Here is a 23,070-nt window from a genome sequence, read left to right on the forward strand (position 1 = left end):
TCAACACGCTAACGCACGAAAGGCCCCGTAACAGGGGCCCGTTCGCGCGTACGTCGTTGGTCAGGAGCAGTGGCTCCAACCGGACTTCCAGGACTTCTCCGCCCAGGAGCCGCCCCAGATCACGCACTTCTGCTTCGCAGGCAGGCGGACCGGGCCCGCGTTGGCGGGGACCTTGCCCGGAGCGCTGGCGCTGGAACCGCCCTTCACCTGGAGGATCGCGTTCATCTGCACCCTTTCCGGGAAAATCATGCGCGACATCGTGACCACGCAGTTCTTGCCCGCAGAGGTGTTGTAGAGGAGGTAGATCGTGGCGTTGGCGCCCAGGGCGTGCGAGTCGACGACCTTGTAGCCGGCGCCGCACAGGGCCGTCGCACTGGCCGTGTTGGGCTTGCGCGGGGTGTACGTCTTGCCGGTCCCGCCGGTAGGACGGACGGTGGACGTGGGGCCGGAACTCGGCTGCCCGTCGGGCTGGCCCCCCTGATCCACGCTTTCCGGGTCGACCATGGTCTGCGACCGCTTCTTCTTGGTCTGCGTCGGGGTCGGCGTGTGCTTGGGCGGCTGGGCCGTCGTGGGCTGCGTGGTGGGAGCGTGGGTGACCGGGTCCGGGACCTGGGAGATGGGCTTCTCGGGGTGCTTGGTGACCTTCTTGGTCTTGGTGGGCTCGACGTCCAGGGTGGGCACCGGGGCGGCGGTGTCGGTGGGGACCGCCGGGTCGGGGGTCTGCGCCGTGGTCGGCGGGTCGACGGGCTGGCCCGCGCCCTGGCCGTCGCCGTTGGTGTTGTTGGAGGAGTTGTCCACGGCCACCACCGGGACCTTTTCGCTCTTCGCGTTGATCACCACGGCGCCGGCCACGAGGAGGGTGGCGACCGCGGCCCCGGACAGGGAGAGCATCATGGTGCGGCGCTGCTTCGTGGGCGCGCCGTTACCGGGGCGGGACGGGCCGCCGGGCCTCGCCGGTCCGTTCGGGGTTCCGCCCTGGAAGGGGGACTGGCCCTGAGCCATGCCGGGGCCGTGCGGTGGCATGCCGGAGGCGGCCGCACCCGGCATGGCGCCGTGGGGGACGCCCTGAGGCGTCTGAGGGGCTCCGTGGGGAGTGGCGCCTTGCGGGGCCTGGCCGGGCGGCATACCCGGCACGCCGGGCATGGGGCCGTTGCCGGGCATCCCCGCCTGCGGGCCGCCCGCCGGCACTCCGCCCATGGGGGAGGCCCCCTGCGCAGGACCGCCCTGCCCGGGAGCGCCCTGCGCGGGGCCGCCCTGCCCGGGACCGCCCTGTGCGGCTGCGGCCGGGTGGCCGTACGCGCCCGTCTGCGGCATGGGCTGCGGGCCGGTCTGGAGAGGGCCGCCAGCGGGGTGAGCCGGCTGGGTCCAGGGGCCGGGATAGAGGTCGCCGCCAGGCCCGGGCTTGCCGCTCTCCGGGCCGGCCTGCCCACCAGGGGCGCCGGCGGCCTGCGCGGCGGCCCCGGCACCGGCGATGGCAGCCCCGGCGCCGGCGATGGAGGTGAGTTGCTGGCCCGTCACCGGCTCGATGGCGGACTTCGGAGCAGGCTGGCCGGTGAGGTGGACGATGAGGTCGTCCGCGCTGGGCCGCTGCGTCGGGTCCTTCGACAGGCAGGCGGCCACCAGTTCGGCCAGCACGCCTTCCATCCCCCCGAGCTCCGGCTCCTCGTTCAGGATCCGGTTCATCACCACGGGGATGGAGTCGGCGCCGAAGGCGGGCTTGCCCGTCGCGGCGAACACCATCGTGACGCCCCACGCGAACACGTCGGCCGCCTCCGACACCGCCGCCCCGCTGAGCTGCTCGGGCGCCAGGTACGAAGGCGTGCCCATGGCCATCCCCGTGGCCGTGGCGCCAGGGGAGTCCAGGGCACGGGCGATGCCGAAGTCGATCACCACGGGACCCTCGGGCCCCATGAGCACGTTGGCCGGCTTCAAGTCCCGGTGCAGGATCCCGGCGCGGTGAATGGCCGCGAGCGCCGTGGCGGTGCTGATCGCGAGCCGTTCGAGCGCCGCGCCCCGCCGCGGGCCCTCGTTGATGACGAGCTCACGCAGCGACGGCCCCGGGACGAACTCGCTCACGATGTACGGCCGGCTGCCCTCCAGGTCGGCGTGGAGCACCGGAGCGGTGCAGAACCTGGCCACCCGCTGCGCCACCGCCACTTCGCGCAGGAACCTGGTCCTGGCGTCGGCGTCGGCCACGAGGGCGTGGTGCAGCAGCTTGACCGCTACCTGGTCGCCGGACTCGCCCTTGCCCAGGTAGACAACGCCCTGACCGCCCTCGCCGAGCCGGGCGACGATGTCATACGTCCCCAGCCGCCGCGGATCGTCCGCCGCCAGCGGCTGGAACTGATTCACGTCGGACCCCCATAACAACCCAATGGATGAGGCAAAACGCTACCAGCGTGATGGTTGGGGCGTCTGCCGGACCTGCCAGAAGTTTCATGTTTTGACGGAGAATGTCAGGCATTAGTTCGTCTTACGCCGCAGGTCGTGCGGGCATCCGCCCCCAATATCACGGGTTGGTCAAGGTGCCGGAGGCGTCCGGCCAGATCGCCTTGCCCGGGTTGAGGATGCCCAGGGGGTCGAAGACCGCCTTGATGCCCTGCTGGATCTCCGTGCCCACCGGGCCGGACTCCAGCCCCAGCCAGCGCCGCTTGAGCAGGCCCACCCCGTGCTCCCCGGTCAGGGTGCCGCCGAGCTCCAGCGCGTGCTTGAAGATCTCGTCCGCCGCCGCCCACACCTCCGCGGGCGGCTCCGCCGTCCCGCGGTCGAAGATGAAGACCGGGTGCAGGTTCCCGTCCCCGGCGTGCGCGACCGTGGCGATCTTCACGTCGTGCCGCGCGGCCGTCGCCTCGATGGCGCTGATCATGTCGGGCAGTACGGACCGCGGCACGCACACGTCCTCCACCAGGCACGCCCCGAGCCGCTCCTTGGCCTGGTACGCCAGCCGGCGCAGCGCGATCAGCTCCTCGGCCTCCTGCGGGCTGGAGGACACCGCCACGAACGAGGCGCCGTTCTCCACGCAGAGCCGCTCCATGCGCTCGATCGCGCCCTGGCTGTCCATGGCGTCGGACTGGCCGATCAGCATGGCCTGCGTGGCCGGCTCCAGCCCGATGTTGCGCCAGTCGTCGAAGGCCTCCAGGGTGGCCCGGTCGAGCAGCTCCATGAGTGACGGCTCGCAGCCCGCCGCCATGATCGCCGAGACGGCGGCGCCCGCGTCCCGGAGCGAGCCGAACTCGGCCGCGAACGTGGCCGGCGGCGCGGCGGGCGCCCGGCGCAGACGCACGGTGGCAGCGGTGATCACGCCCAGCGTGCCCTCCGAGCCGACGAACAGCCCCGTCAGGTCGTAGCCCGTGACGCCCTTCATCGTGCGCCGGCCGGTGTTCAGGATGCGGCCGTCGGCCAGCACGACCTCGAGGCCCAGCGCCGAGTCCCTGGTCACGCCGTACTTCACGCACCGCAGCCCGCCCGCGTTCGTGGCCAGGTTGCCGCCGATCGTGGAGATCTCGTACGACGACGGGTCGGGCGCGTACATGAGCCCGTGCTCCCTGGCGGCCCTGTCCAGGTCGGCGGTGATGACGCCGGGCTCGACCACGGCGATCTCGTCGGCGGGGGAGAGCTCCCTGATCGCGGTCATCTTGGCCAGCGACAGGACGACCGAGCCGTCACCGGCGACGGAGGCGCCCGCCAGACCGGTGCCCCCGCCGCGCGGCACGACCGGCACCCGGTGCTCGGTGGCCCACTTCATCGTCGTCACCACGTCGTCGCGGGAGGTGGCCAGCACCACCGCGAGCGGCTTGCCGGGCTCCACGAACGTGCGGTCGCGGGCGTAGGAGTCGATCACGTCGGGGTCGGTCACGACGCGGGCTTCGGACAGAGAGCTCACCAATGCGTCAATCGGTCTCACACTATGCACCCTAGGTGCAAAACACCGCTACCTGCGGTGAGCCGCTGGACGCGGCCCACCGTAGGGGCAAAACGCCGCGGTACACCCGGCGGTTTGCGCAGGTCGTGACTTAAGGCCAAACTGCCCGGGTGGATGTCAGGTGCCCGGTGTGTTCGGAGACTGACCAGATCGTTGCGGTCCCCGGAGCGGTCGCCGCGGGGACCACGTACAAGATCGGCAGAGTTCGGTTACCCGGCACGCGTGAGGTCGCCGATCTGCCCAGCAGGGCGGCTCTCGGCGCGTCGAAGCATGTCATGAGCCGCACGCAGCTCGCGGTCTGGTTGTCGTTCCCCAGCCGCCACTACACCCCGTGGGCCAGGAACCAGGGCTACATCCTGCTGGGCGTGGCGGCACTGGTGCACCTGGTCGTGTCGCTGGTCATCGCGATGGGCCAGGACCCCAAGTGGGGCGAGGTGCTGCTCGCCCCGTTCTGCCTGACGGGCCTGTTCTGGGGGCTGGGGCTGCTGAACGTGCTCGGCTCGTACGGCGCCCGCAAGCGCGACAACCTCGAGGCCCCGGCCAGGGAGAAGGCCCTGGCCGTCTGGGAGCGCCTCTGCTATTGCGCCCGCGACAACGTCGTGTTCGAGCCGGGGGTCGGCGTCTCGTTCCATCCGAGCGAGACGCGCGAGTACATCTTCGGCTTCAGGGGCAACGGCCGCTGATCAGCCCAGCTCCTCCGCCACCAGGCGGACGCAGACGGCCAGGCCCTCGATGGCCTGCTCCAGCTCGTCGAGCCCGGGGAAGGTGGGAGCGAGCCTGATCGTGCGGTTGCCGGGGTCCTTGCCGTACGGGTGCGTCGCGCCCGCGGGCGTCAGCGCGATGCCCGCGGCCTTCGCCTTGGCCACCACCTCGGCGGCGTGCGGCACCTCCAGGCTGATGAAGTAGCCGCCCCTGGGGCTCGTCCAGGTGCCGAGGTCGCCGAGCCGCTCGGTCAGCACCTTGTCGACCAGCTCGAACTTCGGCCCGATCAGCTCGGCGTGCCGCTTCATGTGCGCGGTCACGCCCGCCGGGTCACGCAGGAACTCCACGTGGCGGAGCTGGTTGAGCTTGTCCGGGCCGATGGACTGCTTGGCGGTGTTGTGCAGGAACCACTCGACGTTCGCCGGCGAGGAGCCGAAGAACGACACGCCGGAGCCCGCCAGCGTCACCTTGGAGGTGGAGGCGTAGACGAACACGCGGTCGGCGTTGCCGTGCTCGGCGGCCAGCGTCAGGAGGTCCGCCAGCTCGTCCGGGGTGTCGGTGAGGTGGTGCACCGCGTAGGCGTTGTCCCAGAAAATCCGGAAATCGGGGGCGGCGGTCGGCATGGTGGCCAGCCTGCGCACCGTCTCGTCGCTGTAGGTGACGCCGGACGGGTTGCTGTACTTCGGCACGCACCACATGCCCTTGACGCTCGCGTCGGCGGCCACCAGGCTCTCGACCACGTCCATGTCGGGGCCGTCGGCGTTCATGGGGACGGGCACCATCTTGATCCCGAACCGCTCGGTGATCGTGAAGTGCCGGTCATATCCGGGCACGGGGCACAGGAACGTGACCTGCGGCTCCTCCACCCACCGCCGCGCGGCGCCCGGCACCGGGGTGAGCAGCGCGTGCACGATCGTGTCGTGCATCAGGGCCAGGCTGGAGTTGCCCCCGACGACGAGCTGGCCCGCGGGCACCTGCACCAGCGGCGCGAACAGCTCGCGCAGCTCGGCCAGGCCCTGCAGGTTGCCGTAGTTGCGGCCGTCGGTGCCGTCCGCCGCCCGGTATGACGTGGGCAGCCTGAGCAGGTCGTTGGAGAGATCGAGCTGGCGCGGCGACGGCTTGCCCCTGGTGAGGTCGAGCGAGAGCCCTCGCTGGACGAGGGCGGAGTAGTCAGCCTGAGCAGTCACGAATCTCTCTCCTCCGAAGTCGGTCCGGCTACGAAAGGATAGAAGACGCCACCCGGTGAGCCGGTAAATATCCGCGATGTGGGACGCCAATCGTGAGCCGCATGTTGCGAAGACCCGTCAAAGCTTGCGGCCGAAATGTTAAAGAACGCCTTCCCGAGCGGCGCTGGTTGGCGTGGAATGGGTAGATCGGGGCAGTCCGGGCCGCATCCGGCGGTCCGTCGCAGGTAGCACTCCGCGCAGGAGGGAGCAGCCGTGACGACTGTTCGCGAGACCTCGTTCGAGCGGGTCAGGCGCCGCCGCACCGGGACCGTCATCGCCTCCTGGATGTCGACGACCGACCACAAGGTCATCGGGTACCTCTACCTGATCACCTCGTTCGGGTTCTTCCTCGTGGCGGGCCTCATGGCCATGCTCATCAGGGCCGAGCTCGTCGCCCCCGGCATGCAGCTGGTCACCCAGCAGCAGTACAACCAGCTCTTCACCATCCACGGCACGGTGATGCTGCTGCTGTTCGCCACCCCGCTGTTCGCCGGGTTCGCCAACGTGGTCATGCCGCTGCAGATCGGCGCGCCGGACGTCGCCTTCCCGCGGCTGAACGCGGTGGCGTACTGGCTGTTCCTGCTCGGCGGGCTGATGGTGGTGGCGGGGTTCTTCACGCCGGGCGGGGCGGCCGACTTCGGCTGGTTCGCCTACACGCCGCTGTCGACGGGGATGTACTCGCCGCAGATCGGCGGCGACCTGTGGATCATGGGGCTGGCGCTGTCGGGTCTGGGCACGATCCTCGGCGCGGTCAACTTCATCACCACGATCATCGGCATGCGGGCGCCCGGCATGACGATGTTCAGGATGCCGCTGTTCACCTGGAACGTGCTGCTGACCAGCATGCTCGTGCTGATGGCGTTCCCCGTGCTCGCGGCGGCGCTGCTCGTGCTGGAGTCGGACCGCAAGCTCGGCACCCAGGTCTTCGACTCGGCCAACGGGGGGCCGATCCTCTGGCAGCACCTGTTCTGGTTCTTCGGGCATCCCGAGGTCTACATCATCGCGCTGCCGTTCTTCGGGATCATCTCCGAGGTGGTCCCGGTGTTCAGCCGCAAGCCGCTCTTCGGCTACCTGGGGCTGGTCGGCGCGACCATCGCCATCGCCGGGCTGTCGATGACCGTGTGGGCGCACCACATGTTCGCGACGGGCCAGGTGCTGCTGCCGTTCTTCTCGTTCATGACGTTCCTCATCGCGGTGCCGACCGGGGTGAAGTTCTTCAACTGGATCGGCACGATGTGGCGGGGCCATCTGAGCTTCCAGACGCCGATGCTCTTCGCTGTCGGGTTCCTGGTGACGTTCCTGCTCGGCGGGCTCACCGGGGTCATCCTGGCCTCGCCGCCGCTCGACTTCCACATCAGCGACACCTACTTCGTGGTCGCCCACTTCCACTACGTCGTCTTCGGCACGGTCGTGTTCGCCATGTTCTCCGGCTTCTACTTCTGGTGGCCGAAGATGACCGGCAAGCTGCTCGACGACCGCCTCGGCAAGGTGCACTTCTGGACGCTGTTCATCGGCTTCCACACCACGTTCCTGGTGCAGCACTGGCTCGGCCAGCTGGGCATGCCCAGGCGGTACGCCGACTACGGCGTGCACGACGGGTTCACGACGCTCAACGAGATCTCCTCCGTCGGGGCGTTCCTCCTCGGTGCCTCGACGCTGCCGTTCCTCTACAACGTCTGGAAGACGGCCAGGCACGCGCCCAAGGTCACGCTCGACGACCCGTGGGGCTACTGCAACTCCCTCGAATGGGCCACCTCGTGCCCGCCGCCGCGCCACAACTTCGTCAGCATGCCCCCGATCCGCTCCGAGCGGCCCGCCTTCGACCTGCACTATCCCCGTGAGCAGGCCAAGCGGCCATCCGTCGTGGAGCGGGAGGAGGCCCCCGAGGTCGAGCCGGGCAAGACCGCCGAGGAAGACCTCGACTGATCATGAAATTCGCCTATCTAGGGAGATCGGCGATGACAGGCACGAAAATCCCCTTCACCCCCGAGACGGCCCCCTGCGGGAAGAAGTCCGGCGGTGAGCGCCTCGTCGACGACGACGGCTACGGCCTGGTGATCCGTGACCAGCTCTTCGACTGCGGCTGCCGGCGGATCCGGCACGAGTACCACGACGGCAGCATCCACCTGTCCGCCATCCGCCACGACGGCAAGCGGGTGAAGGACCCGATGCAACCCGACCACGGGAAGTGACGTAAATGATCGACGTGCTCATCGTCGGAGGCGGCGGAGCGGGCCTGCGGGCGGCCATCGCGGTCGCCGAGATGGACCCGCGGCTCAAGGTGGCGGTCGTCTCGAAGGTCTACCCGATGCGCAGCCACACGGTCTCCGCCGAAGGCGGCGCCGCCGGGGTGATCGGCCTCGGCGACACGCTCGACGAGCACTGCTACGACACGATCTCCGGCGGCGACTGGCTGTGCGACCAGGACGCGGTCGAGGCGTTCGTGGCCGAGGCGCCCAAGGAGCTGATCCAGCTCGAGCACTGGGGCTGCCCCTGGAGCCGGGAGAGCGACGGGCGCGTCGCGGTGCGCCCGTTCGGCGGCATGAAGAAGATGCGCACCTGGTACGCCGCCGACAAGACGGGCTTCCATCTCCTGCACACCCTGTTCCAGACATCCCTGAAATATCAGGACGTCATCAGGTACGACGAGTGGTACGTCACCAAGCTCGTCGTCGACGACGGCCGCGTCCACGGTGTCGTGGCCGTCGAGATCAGGACCGGCCGCATCGAGACCATCGCCGCCAGGACCGTCATCCTGGCCACCGGCGGCTGCGGCCGCGTCTTCCCCTTCACCACGAACGCCGCCATCAAGACCGGCGACGGCATGGCCCTGGCCTACCGGGCGGGGGCGCCGCTGAAGGACATGGAGTTCGTCCAGTACCACCCGACCGGCCTGCCGTTCACCGGCATCCTCATCACCGAGGCGGCCAGGGCGGAGGGCGGCTGGCTGATCAACAAGGACGGCTACCGCTACCTGCAGGACTACGACCTCGGCAAGCCCACGCCCACGCCGAAGCTGCGCAGCATGGAGCTGGGCCCGCGCGACCGGCTCTCCCAGGCGTTCGTGCACGAGCAGCAGATGGGCCGCACGGTGGACACGCCGTACGGGCCGGTCGTCTACCTCGACCTGCGTCACCTGGGCGAGGACAAGATCGACGCCCGCATCCCGTTCGTGCGCGAGCTGTGCAGGAGCTACCAGAACCTCGACCCGGCCACCGACCTCATCCCGGTGCGCCCGGTGGTGCACTACATGATGGGCGGCGTCCACACCGACATCGACGGCGCCACCCCCATCGCCGGGCTGTTCGCGGCGGGGGAGACCGCCTGCGTGAGCATCAACGGCGCCAACCGGCTCGGCTCCAACTCGCTGCCGGAGTGCCTGGTCTTCGGCCGCCGGGCGGGCATCGCGGCCGCCGGGTTCGCGAGGTCCCACCGGGACGGCGAGGCGGCGGCCGTACGGACTCAGGGGGCCGACGAGCGGCGGCGCTTGGAACGCGCCCGGGAGGGCAGCAGGACCGGTGAGCGGATCGCCGACCTGCGCGAGGAGATGCAGCACACGCTCGAAGGGGCGGCCGGCATCTACCGCACGGGCGACGTGCTCACCAAGGCCGTCGACACACTCGCGGAGCTGCGCGAACGCGCCGACGAGGCGCGCATCGAGGACACGAGCACCGCGTTCAACACCGAGCTGATCAACCTGCAGGAGCTGCACACGATGCTGGAGGTCGCGCAGACGATCGTGGCCTGCGCGCTGAACAGGCAGGAGTCGCGTGGCGCGCACCAGCGCACCGACTTCACCGCCAGGGACGACGACGCCTACCTCGCGCACTCGCTGGTGCACCGCGCGCCCGACGGCACTCCGTCCGTCGGGCTGCTCCCCGTGACGATCACCCGCTGGCCCCCGGGAGAAAGGGTCTATGGCCGTGACTGAGACCAAGGAGACGGCGACGCGGACGATCAGGATGGAGGTCGCCCGGTACCGGCCCGGCGAGGACGACGAGCCGGTGTTCGAGGGGTACGACGTGCCGCTCATGGCCGACTGGGCGGTGCTCGACGGGCTCAACTACATCAAGGACCAGCTCGACGGCAGCCTGTCGTACCGCTGGTCGTGCCGGATGGGCGTGTGCGGCTCCTGCGGCATGACCGTCAACGGCGAGCCCAGGCTGACCTGCGGCACCTTCCTCACCGAGTACGGCGAGGGCCCGATCAGGATCGAGCCGCTGAAAGGCTTCCCCGTGATCAGGGACCTGGTCGTGGACATCCACGAGTTCCTCGCCAAGCTGTCGTCCGTGCGGCCCTGGCTGATCAGGGAGGGCGAGGAGCTGCCGCTGACCACCGAGTACGCCCAGACGCCCGAGCAGCTGGACGCCTACAAGCAGTACAGCATGTGCATCAACTGCCTGCTCTGCTACTCGGCCTGCCCGGTCTACGTGCTCGACCCCGACTTCCTCGGCCCGGCCTCCATCGCGCTCGCCCAGCGCTACAACCTGGACTCGCGTGACATGGGCGACCGGTTCGACGTGCTGAACCTGGAGGACGCCGTGTGGGGGTGCACCTTCGTCGGCGAGTGCACGCGGGTCTGCCCCAAGCACGTGGACCCGGCCGAGGCCATCCAGCGCTACAAGCTGACCGCCGCCCTGCGCTCCGTCCTGCCGTGGAGCAGACGATGACGACCGCCTACCGGCCGCGGCGCGACAACCTGTGGTTCGCCCGCACCCGCCACTACACCTTCTTCGTGCTGCGCGAGCTCACCAGCGTCTTCGTGGCCTGGTCGATCGTCTTCCTGCTGATGTTCGCCGACGCCGTGCGGACCGGGAGCCTCCAGGAGTTCGCCGTACTGGCCGCGCGGCCGTGGATGATCGTGATCAACGTGCTCGCCCTGGCCGCGACCGCCTTCCATACGATCACGTTCCTCAACCTCGCCCCCAAGGCCACCGTCGTCCGCCTGGACGGCTGGCGGGTGCCCGCCTGGATGATCCAGGGCGGCAACCACTCGGCCTGGGTGGTGATCTCCGTGCTGATCGCCTACTTCATCCTGAGGTCGCCATGAGACGCACCCTGGAGCCGTACCTGTGGCTGCTCTTCAGCGGCGGGGGAGTGGTGGCGGCGCTGCTGCTGCCGGTGCTCGTGCTGCTCTTCGGGGTGCTCATGCCGCTCGGCGTGGTGGACTGGCCGACGGCCGGGCACCTGCGCGCGCTGGTGGACAACGTGCTGGTACGGCTCGCGCTGCTGGCGGTCGTCGTGCTGTGTCTCTTCCACGCCGCGCACCGGATCAGGTTCACCAGCGAGGAGCTGCTCGGCATCGCCAGGTTCGACCTGGTCATAGCGGTGATCTGCTACGGAGGAGCAGTCGCGGGCGCGATTACGGCTGGGCTAATACTGTTCTGAGGCATCGCGCTAACGATGCACCAAATGTCCCCCTTTGATCACGTTTCAACAACGCACTTTACGTTTCGTTTACTTACCCTCTAGCGTCCGGCATTGCACACCCTATGGCCATGCGCCCGGATACCCCGGGCAGAGAGGGTAACTGGTGCCCAGCACGAAGCGCTTATTAGCAGCTTTCCCGGCGGTCGCCCTTCTCGGCGCCGCCCTGTCCGCGCCCACCGCTCAAGCGTCGTCCGTCGCGAACTACGAGCCCACGGCCGCGGACCACTACATCAATTACGCTCCCCCTGCGGTCGAGAAGGACCCGCAGGAGCCCACGGTCAGCGACGCCAAGCAGCGCTCGCTCACTCCGGCGCAGAAGTTCGACAGGAAGTTCACCAGCGGAAACCCGGCAGCCGGTCGCATTCTCGCCGCGCGCGAGAACGAGGCCATCAGGACCGGCCGCAACCCCGCTGAATGGATTTTCAAGAACTCCCAGCAGACCCGCACGGCCAAGCTGCTGACGATCCTCGTCGAGTTCAACGAGCAGGCCAACGACGACTTCTCGGGCTTCAACCGGCTGCGCACCATCGACAGCCAGCCCGACGACTGCGTGGTGGAGCCGGCCGGGACGCGCCTGAACGGCCCCCTCCACAACAACATCCCGGACCCGGCCACGTTGCCGCACAAGGACAACAACTCCTTCTGGGTCAAGGACTTCAGCACCGAGCACTTCAACAAGATGCTCTACACCGACAAGGGCATCACCGAGCGCGTCCGTCCCGACCTGAAGGACCCGCGCGACGGCAAGGCGGGCATCGACATCTCCGGCTACACGATGAAGAAGATGTACGAGGAGATGTCCAAGGGCGCCTACTCCGTCACCGGCTCGGCGGTCGGCTGGATCAAGGTCCCGCACTCCGAGGCCTGGTACGGCGCGGCGAAGTGCGGCGGCGCCCCGCAGGACATGTCCGGCCACCCCGACAACCAACTGGGCGCCCAGCAGCTGCCCATCGACGTGGTCGACAGCCTGGCCAAGGCCCAGCCGGACTTCCCCTGGGCCGACTACGACGTCGAGGACATCTCCGACGCCGACGGCGACGGCAACTTCACCGAGCCCGACGGCGTGATCGACCACCTGGTGCTGGTCCACGCCGGCAAGGACAAGTCCTCCGGCGGCGGCGCCGAGGGCACGTACGCGATCTGGGCGCACTCCAGCGCGGTCGCCGGCGGCTACCAGGTCCCCGGCAGCGACAAGAAGATCTCCAACTACATCGTGCAGCCCGAGGACTCGGGCGTCGGCGTCTTCGCCCACGAGTACGGCCACGACCTGGGCCTGCCCGACCTGTACGACACCTCCGGCCAGGCCAGCTCCGCAGTGGACTTCTGGGACCTCATGTCCAGCGGCTCCCACTCCGGCCCGATCTTCCAGTCGATGCCGTCCCACATGGGCCTGTGGGACAAGTGGGTGCTCGGCTGGGCCAACCCGAAGACGTTCAACCCCGGCGACGCCGCCAGGCTCGTCACGGTCGGTCAGTCCTCGCGTACGCCCAAGCTCACCGAGGACGGCGTCCGGGTGAACCTGGCCTCCACACCACTGAAGATGATCGACCTGCACAGCGGCTCGAACGCCTGGTGGAGCGGCCTGGACCAGGACTGGGCCAACCTCACGCTGACCCGCGACCTGGCCGTCCCCGCCGGGACCGATCTCAAGTTGTGGATGTGGAACAACTACGTGATCGAGCAGGACTGGGACTACGGCTTCGTCGAGGTCTCGACCGACGGCGGCCAGACCTGGGCCCAGCAGAAGGTCTTCGACGAGGCCGGCAACGAAGTCAGCACGCCTGACGACTACCCGGACCCGAACAAGAACCTCAAGACCTTCGGCAACAAGAAGTACGGCCTCACCGGTGACAGCGGCGGCTGGCGGCACGACTACGTCAACCTGACGCCGTTCGCCGGGCAGACGGTCAAGCTGCGGCTGACGTACAACACCGACGCCGCCTTCCAGGAGCGCGGCTGGCACGTCGACGACCTCCAGCTCACCAACGGCGGCACGGCCGTGTGGAGCGACGACGTCGAGGGCGGCGACAACGGCTGGAAGGCCACCGGCGGCACCTTCACCAACACCAGCGGCCAGGGCTGGACCCGCAACAACGGCGAGCGCGAGATCTCCCGGTTCTACCTGGCCGAATGGCGTAACTTCGACGGCTTCGACAAGGGCCTGCAGTACGCCTACGACACCGACTACTCCCGCGACGGGGCGTGGAAGGTGCAGAAGCTGAAGTACAACGCGCCGGGCCTGCTGGTCTGGTACCGCGACTCGACGTTCATCAACAACAACATCGGCAGCACCCTGCGGCTGCCGCCGAGCCTCGGTCCGAAGGGCAGCCTGCTGGTCGTGGACTCCCACTTCGACCCGCTGCGCCGCACCGGGACCGCGGCCGAGAAGGACCCGACGCTGCAGAAGAACCTCCAGGGGCGCGTCCAGTCGTCCAACGCCGCGTTCGGGTTCGGCAAGACGTACCCGTTCAAGGAGTGCCTGGAGGCGGCGGACGAGCCGTACAGCGAGTACTGCACGGACCTGCCCGCGCAGAAGGGCGTCCCGGCCTTCACCGACGCCAAGACCTGGTACCCGGGCATCGAAGTCATCAACAACGGTCTCTACTACCGTGACTTCGACGCCTCGGTGGTCGTGCCGTCGAAGGGCGACCAGGCGTACACCACCCGCGTGGTGCACCCTGACGGCACCCCCGCCACGGAGCTGTACGGCCAGGAGGTCGCCGGCTCGAAGCTCGGCACCGGCAACCCCGGTGACGAGGGCAAGGCGCTGGGCGTGCAGTTCAAGCTGGTGAGCCCGCTGCCGGGCAACCTGGGCGCCATCGTCCAGGTCGTCCCGCCGAAGAATTGACCTGCTCCCCGCCCTGAAGAGGTGAAGGGCGGGGATTCCGTGCCGCTTACGCGGCAGCTCGCGGTGCGGGGTACGCACCGCGAGCTATGGAACGGGGTGCTTGACGCTTCACGGACCCGGCCGGTGCCTGGAGGTCTCCACGTCCTGAGACGACCAGCCCGGCCGCCTTGCGGTTTTTGATGTTCTTTGCGGCGTTGACGTCGGCGTGCTCGACATGACCGCACGTGGTGCACCTGAAGACCGCTTGGCTCTCGCGGGACTTCGGGTCCACCGCCGTGCACGCCGAGCACGTCTGAGACGTGTGCGTGGGGTTGACCTTGACGATGACGCTGCCGGTGTAGCGTGCCTTGGAGATCAGTGCCCTCTCCAGCCCGTACCAACCCTTGTTGAGGATCGCCCGGTTGAGGCCGCTCTTTTGCGCGACGTTTCTACCCGGGCGTTCCAGGGTGCCCCTAGCGGAGGCGGTCATGTTCGTGACCTGGAGATCTTCCAAGACCACGGTGGCGTGGTCGCGGGTCAGGCGGTGCGCTGTCTGGGCGTTGAAGTCCGCCCGGCGCATGCGAAGGCGCCCCATCAGCTTCCCCAGCGAGGCCACCACCTTCTTGCGCCGCTTCGACCCTCGCTGTGTGCGGGCCAGACGGCGCTGGAGCCGCAGGTAGCGCTCGGCCTCCTTGGCGGAAAGGAACGCGCTACCAGGCTCGCCCTCGCCGGGTGGGGTGCAGGCGGAGACGGTGTGCTCGGTCACATGCGCGCGGTCGAAGAACTCCCCCTCCGAGGTGGTCGCGGCGGTGACCACGCCCCGGTCCACCCCGGCCTCGGTGCCGGGCAGGCGGTGCTCGGCAGCCTCGGGCAGTCCGTCGTCGATGAGGAAGCTGACGAACCAGTGTCGTCCGTCGAAACAGATGGTGACAGACTTGACCCGCCCGCCCAAGGGGCGGGACAGGCGAAACTTGGCCCAGCCAAACTTGGGCAAGAACACCCGCCCCCACTTACGGCCCAGCTTCTCCACCGGGGTGTGCGTGGGAGTGGGAAAGCGGAACGACGGCTTCCACCGCGCCCGGCTTTTCCAGTGGATCTTCCACGTGCCGTGGCGGCGGCACGCCTGGTCCAGGTCCTTGAGGATCTGCTGCAGGACCTGGGCGGGCGCCTCGGCCAGCCAGGGAAAGTCCTGCTTGGCCTCGGCCAGCTGGGCGCACTGTTGCGCGTAGCCGATATACGCGCCGCGCCGCCGGTACTCCCGACGCTGTTCCAGTGCTGTGTTCCACACGCTGCGGCAGATCCCTGCCACCTTCTCGGCGATCAGAACCTGGCCGAAGTCGAACTCTAACCGGTACCTGCGCCCCGCCAACACGTGCGAAACACCTCCCCCAGCGGCCCCTCCGCTCACAGCGACTCGAACACATTATCGTCCGGTCTATGAGTCAGGAGATGGAATACCGACACGCAGACACGTAGTTTCAGCGATGCACGTCCATCTGGTCTTCGTCACTCAATACCGCAGGAACGTCACGGCTACTTCTGGCCACCCAGCTACTTCGCCGCCTCCTGCGGCGGAGCCCCACTATCGATCATCAGCCAGTACATCGAACAGCAGCGCCGACCAGTCTGAGGTTCCGGGTCCGCGCTCCGGGCTCCGGGCTGCCCCGCCTACGGCGGGTCGGCCCCAAAGGGGATCGCATTCACCCCCCGGCCTGCAGTGAAGGCCGAGGCCTTCTGCGGATCTCCGGTAACCTGCCGAGGTGCTGGTACACGGGGTCTGGTCGGCTGACGGGCTCGCCTTCTGGGCGGAGACCGCCGACGCCGCGCCCTCGGCGGCCCACCGGCGGCATGCCCGGGCCGGCGGCGGCGTGCAGCACTCAGGTGGCGCGCCCCACCTGTTCGCCGTCCCGGCGGCCGGCATCGCCGCCGAGCTGGGCCTCGACGAGGCGCCGTCACGGACGCTTGAGCTGCTCCTGCCCGGCTCGGCCAAGGAGCCGCTGCCCTCGCCGGAGACCGGGCGGCTGCCCGAAGTGACACGCCCGCGGCTGCGCCTCTGGCAGGTACCCGCCGTCGTCCCGCCGGCCTCGCAGGCGCTGCACGTGCTGGCCGAGCAGACCGGCACCGCGACCATGCGTCACTGGGCCGCCGTCGCCGCCTTCGCCCGCGACCTGGTACGCCGGGGCCGCGTCATCCCACAGCTCATCCCCGACGCGACCGCCCCCAACCCCGACCTCGAGCCCGAGCCCGGGCTGGACGAGTCCATGGCCATGTGGGCGGTCCCGCGGGACGGTGCGCGGGCCGTGTGGCGGCCTGTGGTGACCGGAGTCGATGCCGGGTACTTCCGGGAGCTGGCGCTGGCCATGCCGCCCGCGTGCCGTACCTCCAGCACCGAGCGGCCGTCCGCGGACGTCCTCCGCGAGGCCCTCGAAGCGTTCACCGACGCGCTCGTCCGGGAGACGCTCACCGAGCCCCTGGTCGTCAGGCCCAGAACGCTCCACGAGCGCTGGCTGGCCGCCCTGACCGGCGACACGCCGGAATGTCCCGATGTCCCGGACCTTCGCCGGGAGCTGGAGAAGTGGCGCGACTCGGTCGTGTCCGCCGAGGGCGCGACCAGGGTGTGCTTCCGCCTCCTGGAGCCCGCCGACACCGACGACTGGCGGGTCGAGCTGGCGCTGCAGGCCGCCGACGACCCCAGCCTGTACGTCCCCGCCGCCCGCGTCTGGAGCGGCGAGCAGGTGACGGGGCTGCCGGGCAGGCCCGAGAGGGAGCTGCTCGCCGGGCTGGGCCGGGCCGTCAGGCTCTATCCCGAGCTGGACCACGCCCTGCGCGGGCCCAGGCCGAGCGAGCTGGGGCTGGACACGGCGGGCGCGTTCGGGTTCCTGAGGCAGGCGGCGCCCCTGCTGCAGGCGGCCGGGTTCGGCGTGCAGCTGCCACGCTGGGCCGGGCGTACGAAACTGGGGCTGAAGCTGACCACCAGGACCAAGGCGCAGACGGCGGCCACTGGCCAGGGGTTCGGGCTGCGGGAGCTGGTCGACTTCCGCGTCGAGCTGGCGGTGGGCGGCGAGACGATCAGCGAGGCGGAGCTGGCCGAGCTGGCCCGGCTGAAGGTGCCGCTGGTCAGGGTGCGCGGCCAGTGGGTGGAGCTGGACGACCGGCAGCTCAAGGCCGCGCTCAGTGCCGTGGCGGGCTCCCGTACGGGCGAGGCGACCGCCTCCGACATGCTGCGCCACATCGTCGGCGCCGACCTCTGGGGCGACGACGAGCTGCCGCTGGTAAAGGTGGACGCCGACGGCGTGCTCGGCGACCTGCTGTCCGGCCAGGCCGAGCGGCGGCTCGTGCCCGTCAGGACCCCGGCCGGGCTGGACGCCACGCTCAGGCCCTACCAGGAGCGCGGCCTGGCCTGGCTGAGCTTCCTGTCGGAGCTCGGCCTCGGCGGGGTGCTGGCCGACGACATGGGGCTGGGCAAGACCGTCACCACGCTGGCCCTGCTCGTCCACGAGCGGGCCGACACCCCCACACTCCTCGTCTGTCCCATGTCCCTCGTCGGCAACTGGCAGCGGGAGGCCGCCAGGTTCGCCCCTGACCTGCGCGTCTACGTGCACCACGGCAGCGGGCGCGACGCCGCCCTGATCCCGCACGCCGATCTCGTGATCACCACGTACGGCACCGCCCACCGCGATCTGGAGTCGCTCAAACAGCACGAGTGGCGCAGGGTCGTGTGCGACGAGGCCCAGGCGATCAAGAACAGCGGCACGCTGCAGGCCCAGGCCGTACGGTCCATCCCCACCGGCACGAGGCTCGCCCTGACGGGCACCCCGGTCGAGAACCATCTGGCCGAGCTCTGGTCGATCATGGAGTTCGCCAACCCGGGGCTGCTGGGGCCGCGTTCCCGGTTCAGGACCCGCTTCCAGGAGCCGATCGAGGCCCGCCAGGACGAGCAGGCCGCTCAGGCGCTCAAGCGGGCGACCGGCCCGTTCATCCTCCGGCGCGTCAAAACCGACAAATCGATTATTTCTGATTTGCCGGAGAAGCTGGAGGTCAAGGAGTGGTGCCCGCTCACCACGGAGCAGGCCACGCTCTATCAGGCCGTCGTGGACGACATGCTGGCCAAGATCGAAGGAAGCGAGGGCATCGAGCGGCGCGGGCTGGTGCTGGCGGCCATGGCCAAGCTCAAGCAGGTCTGCAACCACCCGGCCCACCTGCTCAAGGACGGCTCCCGCCTGTCGGGCCGGTCCGGCAAGCTCACCCGCCTGGAGCAATTGTCCGAAGAAATCCTGGCGGAAGGCGAAAAAGCCCTACTTTTCACGCAATATGCCGAATTCGGGAGCATGCTCCAGCCGTACCTCGCCCAGCGGCTCGACACCACCGTGCTCTGGCTGCACGGCGGCCTGCCCAAGAAGACGCGCGACCGCCTGGTCGACCGGTTCCAGCACGACGACGAGCCGATGTTGTTCGTGCTGTCGCTCAAGGCGGCCGGGGTGGGGCTCAACCTGACGGCCGCCAACCACGTCATCCACGTGGACCGCTGGTGGAACCCGGCCGTCGAGGACCAGGCCACCGACCGGGCGTTCCGCATCGGGCAGCGCAAGAACGTGCAGGTGCGCAAGCTGATCTGCGCGGGCACCCTCGAAGAGCGCGTCGACCAGATGATCGAGCGCAAGAAGGCCCTGGCCGAGCGGGTGGTGGGCGCCGGGGAGGACTGGCTGACGGACCTGTCGACCGACGAGCTGCGCGAGGTGTTCAGGCTCACGGCGGAAGGGGTGGACTGACGATGCCGGACGACAGGCGAACCTGGTTCCACGGCACCAAGCCGATCAAGGTGGAGGGCGGCCTCAAGGCCCGCTCCCAGCGGGGCACCATCGGGTCCACCTGGTGGTCCAGGCGTTTCATCGACATTCTGGAGCGGATCTGCGACAAGGGCCGACTCACCCGCGGGCGCGCCTACGCCCGCCAGGGCCAGGTCCTGTCGATCGACCTGTCTCCCGGGGAGGTCCGGGCGGCCGTCCAGGGGTCGCGGCGCAAGCCGTACGAGGTCGTGATCAGGATCGAGGCGTACGGCGAGCGGCGCTGGGCCGCCATCGAGGAGTCGATCGCCGAGCAGGCCGTCTACCGGGCCAAGCTGCTGGCGGGAGAGATGCCGACGGAGATCGAGGAGCTGTTCGCGGCGCTGGGGATCGACCTGTTCCCGCGCGACCTCGACATGGACTGCTCGTGCCCCGACTGGGGCTTCCCGTGCAAGCACCTGTCGGCGGTGCTCTATCTGCTGGCCGAGTCGTTCGACGACGACCCGTTCCTGGTGCTGGCCTGGCGCGGCCGCACCCGGGAGCAGCTGCTCGGCTCGCTGGCGGAGGAGGTACCCAGGCTGGAGGTGGAGGACGTGCCGTTCGCCGACCGGCTGGCCGACTTCTACGCCCCCGGCGCCACCGCGCACCGGCCCGAACGCCGCCCCACGACGGGCGCCCCCGACCTGCTCCTGCGCGTCTTCCCGCCACCCGCCGACCTGGCCAGGCCGCTCACCCCGGCCTACCGGTCGCTCGCCGGCTCCTGACCCGGGCCAGCACCCCGGCCTCGCTCGCCAGCTCCTGATCAGGCCCGCCCCAGGCACTCCGGGTGGCGACGTCACATCGCGAGCGCGCGGCGGTCCACGCCGCAGCACGATCGGGCCGACGCGCCCACGAGGGGACACCCGGCCGGGCCGGGAGCGCCACGTCAGCAGGCGCGTGTGCGGAGTCGAGGCATTGGCGTGCACCGCGCGCACGAGTCGAGGCGGTGGCGTGTGCGCCACGGTCGAGGCGGCGACGTGCGGCATGCGCGCACGAGTCGACGCGGTGGGGTGCGGTTCGGCGGCGGGCGCGTGGGGTCAGCGGTCCTCGAAGGAGGCGGGCACCATGACGCGTACGCCGTTGGGGACCACGCGCAGCCGGATCGGGGTGCGCAGCCGCACCTCGCCGTCCACGTCGGCCGCCATCGGCGGGTCGGTCTCCAGCAGCATCTCCCGCCCCACCACGAACGGTCCCCCGGCGAGGCTGCGCCACCGCCCGGTGGTCGCCCTGATCAGGGTCTCGCCGAGCAGCCGCAGCTTCTTGCCCGAGCCGAGCTGGTAGGCGACCAGCATGCCGTTGTCGATGCTGATGTCCCTGGCCACCTGCCAGCCGCCGTGGAAGCGGCCGTTGGCGATGTTGAGCTGGTGGGTGAGGAGCTCGTGGCGCTGCCCCTCCACCGTGATGTACGCGCGGAACGGCGTGTGCCCGGGCAGGATGGTCAGCGCGGTCAGCGGGTAGGCGGGACGCCCCACGATGCGTTTGAGCCACGGCTTGACCTTGCCCGCCACCTCGACGGAGACGCCGAAGCTGGCGAGGTTGGCGAACGGCCGGTCGTCGGCCATGCCGAGGTCGATGTCGGCCACCTTGCCGGTGGCGAACACCCTGATCGCCCCGGCCAGGTCGAGCGGGAGGCCGAGGCTTCTGGCGAAGTTGTTGGTGGTGCCGAGCGGCAGCACGCCGAGCGCCACGTCGCGGTGGGCCACGTGGCGGACGGCGGAGGAGAGGGTGCCGTCGCCGCCGCCCACGATGAGCAGGTCGGGGTCGGTGGCCAGGGCCGTGTCGAGCAGTTCGCGCAGGCGCTTGGGGTTGTAGACCGACAGCTCAGCCAGCGGCTCGAACCCGAGGTTGTGGATCTGCTCGATGACCTCGAAGTAGTGGCGGCGGCCGCGGCGCGAGCGAGTGTTCACCACCACTGCCACCTTGCGATCCCTCTGGATCGCCTCGGTGTGCTCGTCCTTGGTGCGCAGTTCGCTCATGGTCATCATCGTAGGCGCAGACCCCGCTGCCTTTGGCCAGCCGCTGAACGCGACTGACCATAGGGTCCGCCGGGGTGACTCGGCGACCCCTCGAGGTTACCGCCGTGAATGGAAGATCAGATCCGCATGCCCCCCGCGCCGCCAGGCGGAAGATCGGGCCCGCTTAGGATCCTGACATGAGGTTTTCGGGGGCGGAGGACAAGTGGCGCGCGCGGCTGGGGACGCTGCGCGACGTCGTCAGGCAGGACCTCGTCACCCGCCAGCTCGCCGAGCACCTCCCCAAGTCCCCCTGCCACGTCCTCGACGTGGGCTCCGGCCAGGGCACGCAGGCGCTCAGGATGGCCGCCAGGGGCCATCACGTCATCGCGCTCGACGCCTCCCGCGACCTTCTTCGCCTCCTGGAGGCCGGGATCCAGCCGGGCATGGCCGTCCGTACGGTCCAGGCCGAGGCCGAGCGGCTGGGAGAGCTGTTCGAGCCGAGCAGCTTCGACGTCGTCCTCTGCCACGGCGTGCTGATGTACCTCGACGACCCCGGCCCGCTCCTCGCCGACCTCGCCCGCGTGCTGACCTCCGGAGGCGTGCTCTCCCTCCTCGTCCGCAACGGCGACGCCCTCGCCATGCGGCCCGGGCTCATGGGCGCCTGGCCGGAGGCGCTGCGGGCGTTCGAGGGCGACCACTACGTCAACAGGCTCGGCGTCCAGGCCAGGGCCGACCGGCTCGGCGAGCTCACGCGGCGGCTCGCCGTACACGGGCTGGAGGTGCGTGAGTGGTACGGCGTGCGCGTGTTCTGCGACGCCGTGCCCGACGACGAGCCCGTCCCGGACGACCTCGAGGAGTTGCTGGCGGCGGAGGAGCGGGCGGGCAGGACCGACCCCTATCGGAGGGTGGCCGCGCTGACTCACCTCATCTGCGAGAAGACTTATATAAGCCATACCTGAAGTTGTAGGATATTTGGTATGAAGCCTCCGGGATCGTGGTGTGAGCGGCCCAAGCCGCAGGCTCCTTCCTGCGAGCTGCCGTCTCCGTGGAGCAAGCCGAAGCAGCCGGACAGCTGGTGCGAGGTGGAGAAGGACCCCGTGGTGTCCGCTCTGGGGCTCCTGCTGAAGGTCGCCAAGCGTAATAGCCGGTGATAGAAGACCGTTTGCCTGGGTAGTCGCCTTCCTCAGCGGAGGAGGCGAACGTCGTGAACGACACCCACAAGCTGGTCAACGACCTCTCCGAGCAGGTCTCCAGGCTCGTGAGGGACGAGTTCCGCCTGGCCAGGATGGAGCTGGCGGAAAAAGGCAAGCGCGCGGGGTTCGGCGCGGGGCTGTTCGGCGCGGCGGGGACGGCCGCGTTCTTCGGCGGTGCCGCGCTCGTGACCGCCGTCATCCTGCTGCTCGCCCTGGTGCTCCCCGGCTGGGCGGCCGCCGCCATCGTGGCGGGAGTGCTGTTCATCATCGCCGCGCTGCTCGGCCTGACCGGTAGGAGCCAGGTGAAACGAGTCGGCCCACCCGTCCCGTACGAGACCCTCGCGAGCGTCAAGGCCGACATCGACATGGTCAAGGAGAAAGCACGGCGATGAGCGAGACCGACCCCGGATACAGCGAGCAACACGCAGGCCACGTAGGCGCCCGCCGTGCGACCGTGGGCACGCCGACCGAGCGCGAGTCCATCAACGTCCCTCCGACCAGGCCGGGCGCGGCGGAGAACGCCCAGCACGCGGAGGACGCCCGTGCGGAGCACGAGACATTCATCCCCGAACCCCCCATCCGCGACGAGCGGGCCGAGGCTGCCGAGAGCCAGCGAGCCGAGGAGGAGACCGTGCCCACGCCACACAGATCGCCGCTGCATGACGAGTCCTCCCCCCTCCATGGGGTGCGCCACTCGTCGACGTCCACGGGGGTGCGCCACCAGGAGAGGGGCGACGTGCGCAAGGACATCGAGGAGACCCGGCGAGAGCTGGGCGACACCCTCAGCGCGCTGGCCGCCAAGGCGGACGTGAAGGCCCGTGCGAGCCACGCGGCGGGGTCCGTCAGGGAAAGAGCGGCGGGCGTGGCCGGGTCCGTCACAGGGAAGGCGTCGGCGGGCAAGCGGCCCCTGCTGCTGATGGCCGCCGGGGGCGCCGCGGCCGCCTTCGCCGTACGCAGCATGATGCGGGACCGTCGCCGCAGGTCCAGATAAG

20 protein-coding genes are annotated in these 23,070 nt (G+C 69.7%); 15 read left to right on the top strand and 5 right to left on the bottom strand.

Annotated features, from left to right (window positions below):
- Nucleotides 1–60: 60 nt before the first annotated feature.
- Together ACIBVN_RS00360 and ACIBVN_RS00365 are read right to left on the bottom strand one after the other, a co-directional pair.
- Nucleotides 61–2,352 (bottom strand): protein kinase, encoded by a 2,292-nt coding sequence (locus tag ACIBVN_RS00360; protein WP_397131031.1) that lies wholly within the window; start codon nucleotides 2,350–2,352, stop codon nucleotides 61–63.
- 157 nt (nucleotides 2,353–2,509) lie between these two features.
- Nucleotides 2,510–3,904: an FAD-binding oxidoreductase gene (locus ACIBVN_RS00365; protein ID WP_397131033.1), complete on the bottom strand. Its 1,395-nt coding sequence runs from the start codon at nucleotides 3,902–3,904 to the stop codon at nucleotides 2,510–2,512.
- Between the two features lie 146 nt (nucleotides 3,905–4,050).
- On the opposite strand from ACIBVN_RS00365, the gene ACIBVN_RS00370 reads away from it, so the two are divergent.
- A complete protein-coding gene (locus tag ACIBVN_RS00370; RefSeq protein ID WP_397131035.1) occupies nucleotides 4,051–4,605 on the top strand; it encodes a hypothetical protein in 555 nt (184 codons plus the stop codon).
- Here the strand turns inward: ACIBVN_RS00370 and ACIBVN_RS00375 are convergent, their stop codons facing one another.
- On the bottom strand, nucleotides 4,606–5,811 hold the full coding sequence (locus ACIBVN_RS00375; RefSeq protein ID WP_397131036.1) for an aminotransferase class I/II-fold pyridoxal phosphate-dependent enzyme: 1,206 nt from the start codon (nucleotides 5,809–5,811) through the stop codon (nucleotides 4,606–4,608).
- Between the two features lie 252 nt (nucleotides 5,812–6,063).
- Here ACIBVN_RS00375 and ctaD point away from each other — a divergent pair, with 252 nt between their 5' ends.
- From ctaD to ACIBVN_RS00410, 7 genes are all read left to right on the top strand, one after another.
- The gene (ctaD, locus tag ACIBVN_RS00380) at nucleotides 6,064–7,776 is read left to right on the top strand and encodes a cytochrome c oxidase subunit I (RefSeq protein WP_397131038.1); all 1,713 of its coding nucleotides are present in this window, start codon (nucleotides 6,064–6,066) and stop codon (nucleotides 7,774–7,776) included.
- 32 nt (nucleotides 7,777–7,808) lie between these two features.
- The gene (locus ACIBVN_RS00385) at nucleotides 7,809–8,042 is read left to right on the top strand and encodes a hypothetical protein (RefSeq protein WP_397131040.1); all 234 of its coding nucleotides are present in this window, start codon (nucleotides 7,809–7,811) and stop codon (nucleotides 8,040–8,042) included.
- Between the two features lie 5 nt (nucleotides 8,043–8,047).
- Nucleotides 8,048–9,781 (top strand): fumarate reductase (quinol) flavoprotein subunit, encoded by a 1,734-nt coding sequence (frdA, locus tag ACIBVN_RS00390; protein ID WP_397131041.1) that lies wholly within the window; start codon nucleotides 8,048–8,050, stop codon nucleotides 9,779–9,781.
- Nucleotides 9,774–10,520 carry a succinate dehydrogenase iron-sulfur subunit gene (sdhB, locus tag ACIBVN_RS00395; RefSeq protein WP_397131043.1) on the top strand — a complete coding sequence of 249 codons (747 nt, stop codon included), beginning with the start codon at nucleotides 9,774–9,776 and terminating at the stop codon, nucleotides 10,518–10,520. Before frdA ends, sdhB begins: the two co-directional genes overlap by 8 nt.
- Nucleotides 10,517–10,900, top strand: a complete 384-nt coding sequence (locus ACIBVN_RS00400; RefSeq protein ID WP_397131044.1) for a hypothetical protein — start codon at nucleotides 10,517–10,519, stop codon at nucleotides 10,898–10,900. The genes sdhB and ACIBVN_RS00400 overlap by 4 nt, the downstream gene beginning before the upstream one ends.
- Nucleotides 10,897–11,238 carry a fumarate reductase subunit FrdD gene (gene frdD, locus ACIBVN_RS00405; protein ID WP_397131046.1) on the top strand — a complete coding sequence of 114 codons (342 nt, stop codon included), beginning with the start codon at nucleotides 10,897–10,899 and terminating at the stop codon, nucleotides 11,236–11,238. Before ACIBVN_RS00400 ends, frdD begins: the two co-directional genes overlap by 4 nt.
- 145 nt (nucleotides 11,239–11,383) lie before the next feature.
- Nucleotides 11,384–14,128 carry an immune inhibitor A domain-containing protein gene (locus tag ACIBVN_RS00410; RefSeq protein WP_397131048.1) on the top strand — a complete coding sequence of 915 codons (2,745 nt, stop codon included), beginning with the start codon at nucleotides 11,384–11,386 and terminating at the stop codon, nucleotides 14,126–14,128.
- A gap of 46 nt (nucleotides 14,129–14,174) precedes the next feature.
- Here ACIBVN_RS00410 and ACIBVN_RS00415 read toward each other — a convergent pair whose 3' ends face one another.
- Nucleotides 14,175–15,479: an RNA-guided endonuclease InsQ/TnpB family protein gene (locus ACIBVN_RS00415; RefSeq protein WP_397131049.1), complete on the bottom strand. Its 1,305-nt coding sequence runs from the start codon at nucleotides 15,477–15,479 to the stop codon at nucleotides 14,175–14,177.
- Nucleotides 15,480–15,620: 141 nt separating this feature from the next.
- Here ACIBVN_RS00415 and ACIBVN_RS00420 point away from each other — a divergent pair, with 141 nt between their 5' ends.
- The 3 genes from ACIBVN_RS00420 (at nucleotide 15,621) to ACIBVN_RS00430 (ending at nucleotide 19,655) form a co-directional block, all read left to right on the top strand.
- The gene (locus tag ACIBVN_RS00420) at nucleotides 15,621–15,737 is read left to right on the top strand and encodes a transposase (protein ID WP_397131634.1); all 117 of its coding nucleotides are present in this window, start codon (nucleotides 15,621–15,623) and stop codon (nucleotides 15,735–15,737) included.
- A 130-nt stretch (nucleotides 15,738–15,867) separates the two neighbouring features.
- Nucleotides 15,868–18,876, top strand: coding sequence for a DEAD/DEAH box helicase (locus ACIBVN_RS00425; RefSeq protein ID WP_397131051.1), 3,009 nt, complete (start codon nucleotides 15,868–15,870; stop codon nucleotides 18,874–18,876).
- Nucleotides 18,877–18,878: 2 nt separating this feature from the next.
- Nucleotides 18,879–19,655: an SWIM zinc finger family protein gene (locus ACIBVN_RS00430; protein ID WP_397131053.1), complete on the top strand. Its 777-nt coding sequence runs from the start codon at nucleotides 18,879–18,881 to the stop codon at nucleotides 19,653–19,655.
- A gap of 312 nt (nucleotides 19,656–19,967) precedes the next feature.
- On the opposite strand, the gene ACIBVN_RS00435 is transcribed toward ACIBVN_RS00430, so the two are convergent.
- On the bottom strand, nucleotides 19,968–20,906 hold the full coding sequence (locus ACIBVN_RS00435) for a diacylglycerol kinase family protein (RefSeq protein ID WP_349454765.1): 939 nt from the start codon (nucleotides 20,904–20,906) through the stop codon (nucleotides 19,968–19,970).
- Between the two features lie 176 nt (nucleotides 20,907–21,082).
- On the opposite strand from ACIBVN_RS00435, the gene ACIBVN_RS00440 reads away from it, so the two are divergent.
- The 4 genes from ACIBVN_RS00440 to ACIBVN_RS00455 are packed head-to-tail and all read left to right on the top strand — an operon-like array spanning nucleotide 21,083 to nucleotide 23,069.
- The gene (locus tag ACIBVN_RS00440; protein WP_397131055.1) at nucleotides 21,083–21,844 is read left to right on the top strand and encodes a methyltransferase domain-containing protein; all 762 of its coding nucleotides are present in this window, start codon (nucleotides 21,083–21,085) and stop codon (nucleotides 21,842–21,844) included.
- 18 nt (nucleotides 21,845–21,862) lie between these two features.
- Complete coding sequence (locus ACIBVN_RS00445) at nucleotides 21,863–22,036, top strand: hypothetical protein (protein ID WP_397131056.1); 174 nt, start codon at nucleotides 21,863–21,865, stop codon at nucleotides 22,034–22,036.
- Nucleotides 22,037–22,089: 53 nt separating this feature from the next.
- Nucleotides 22,090–22,470: a phage holin family protein gene (locus tag ACIBVN_RS00450; protein WP_397131058.1), complete on the top strand. Its 381-nt coding sequence runs from the start codon at nucleotides 22,090–22,092 to the stop codon at nucleotides 22,468–22,470.
- A complete protein-coding gene (locus ACIBVN_RS00455) occupies nucleotides 22,467–23,069 on the top strand; it encodes a DUF3618 domain-containing protein (protein ID WP_397131060.1) in 603 nt (200 codons plus the stop codon). Before ACIBVN_RS00450 ends, ACIBVN_RS00455 begins: the two co-directional genes overlap by 4 nt.
- Nucleotide 23,070: the final 1 nt, after the last annotated feature.

Source organism: Nonomuraea sp. NPDC049400, from assembly GCF_044466425.1.
Classification (GTDB): Bacteria; Actinomycetota; Actinomycetes; order Streptosporangiales; family Streptosporangiaceae; genus Nonomuraea.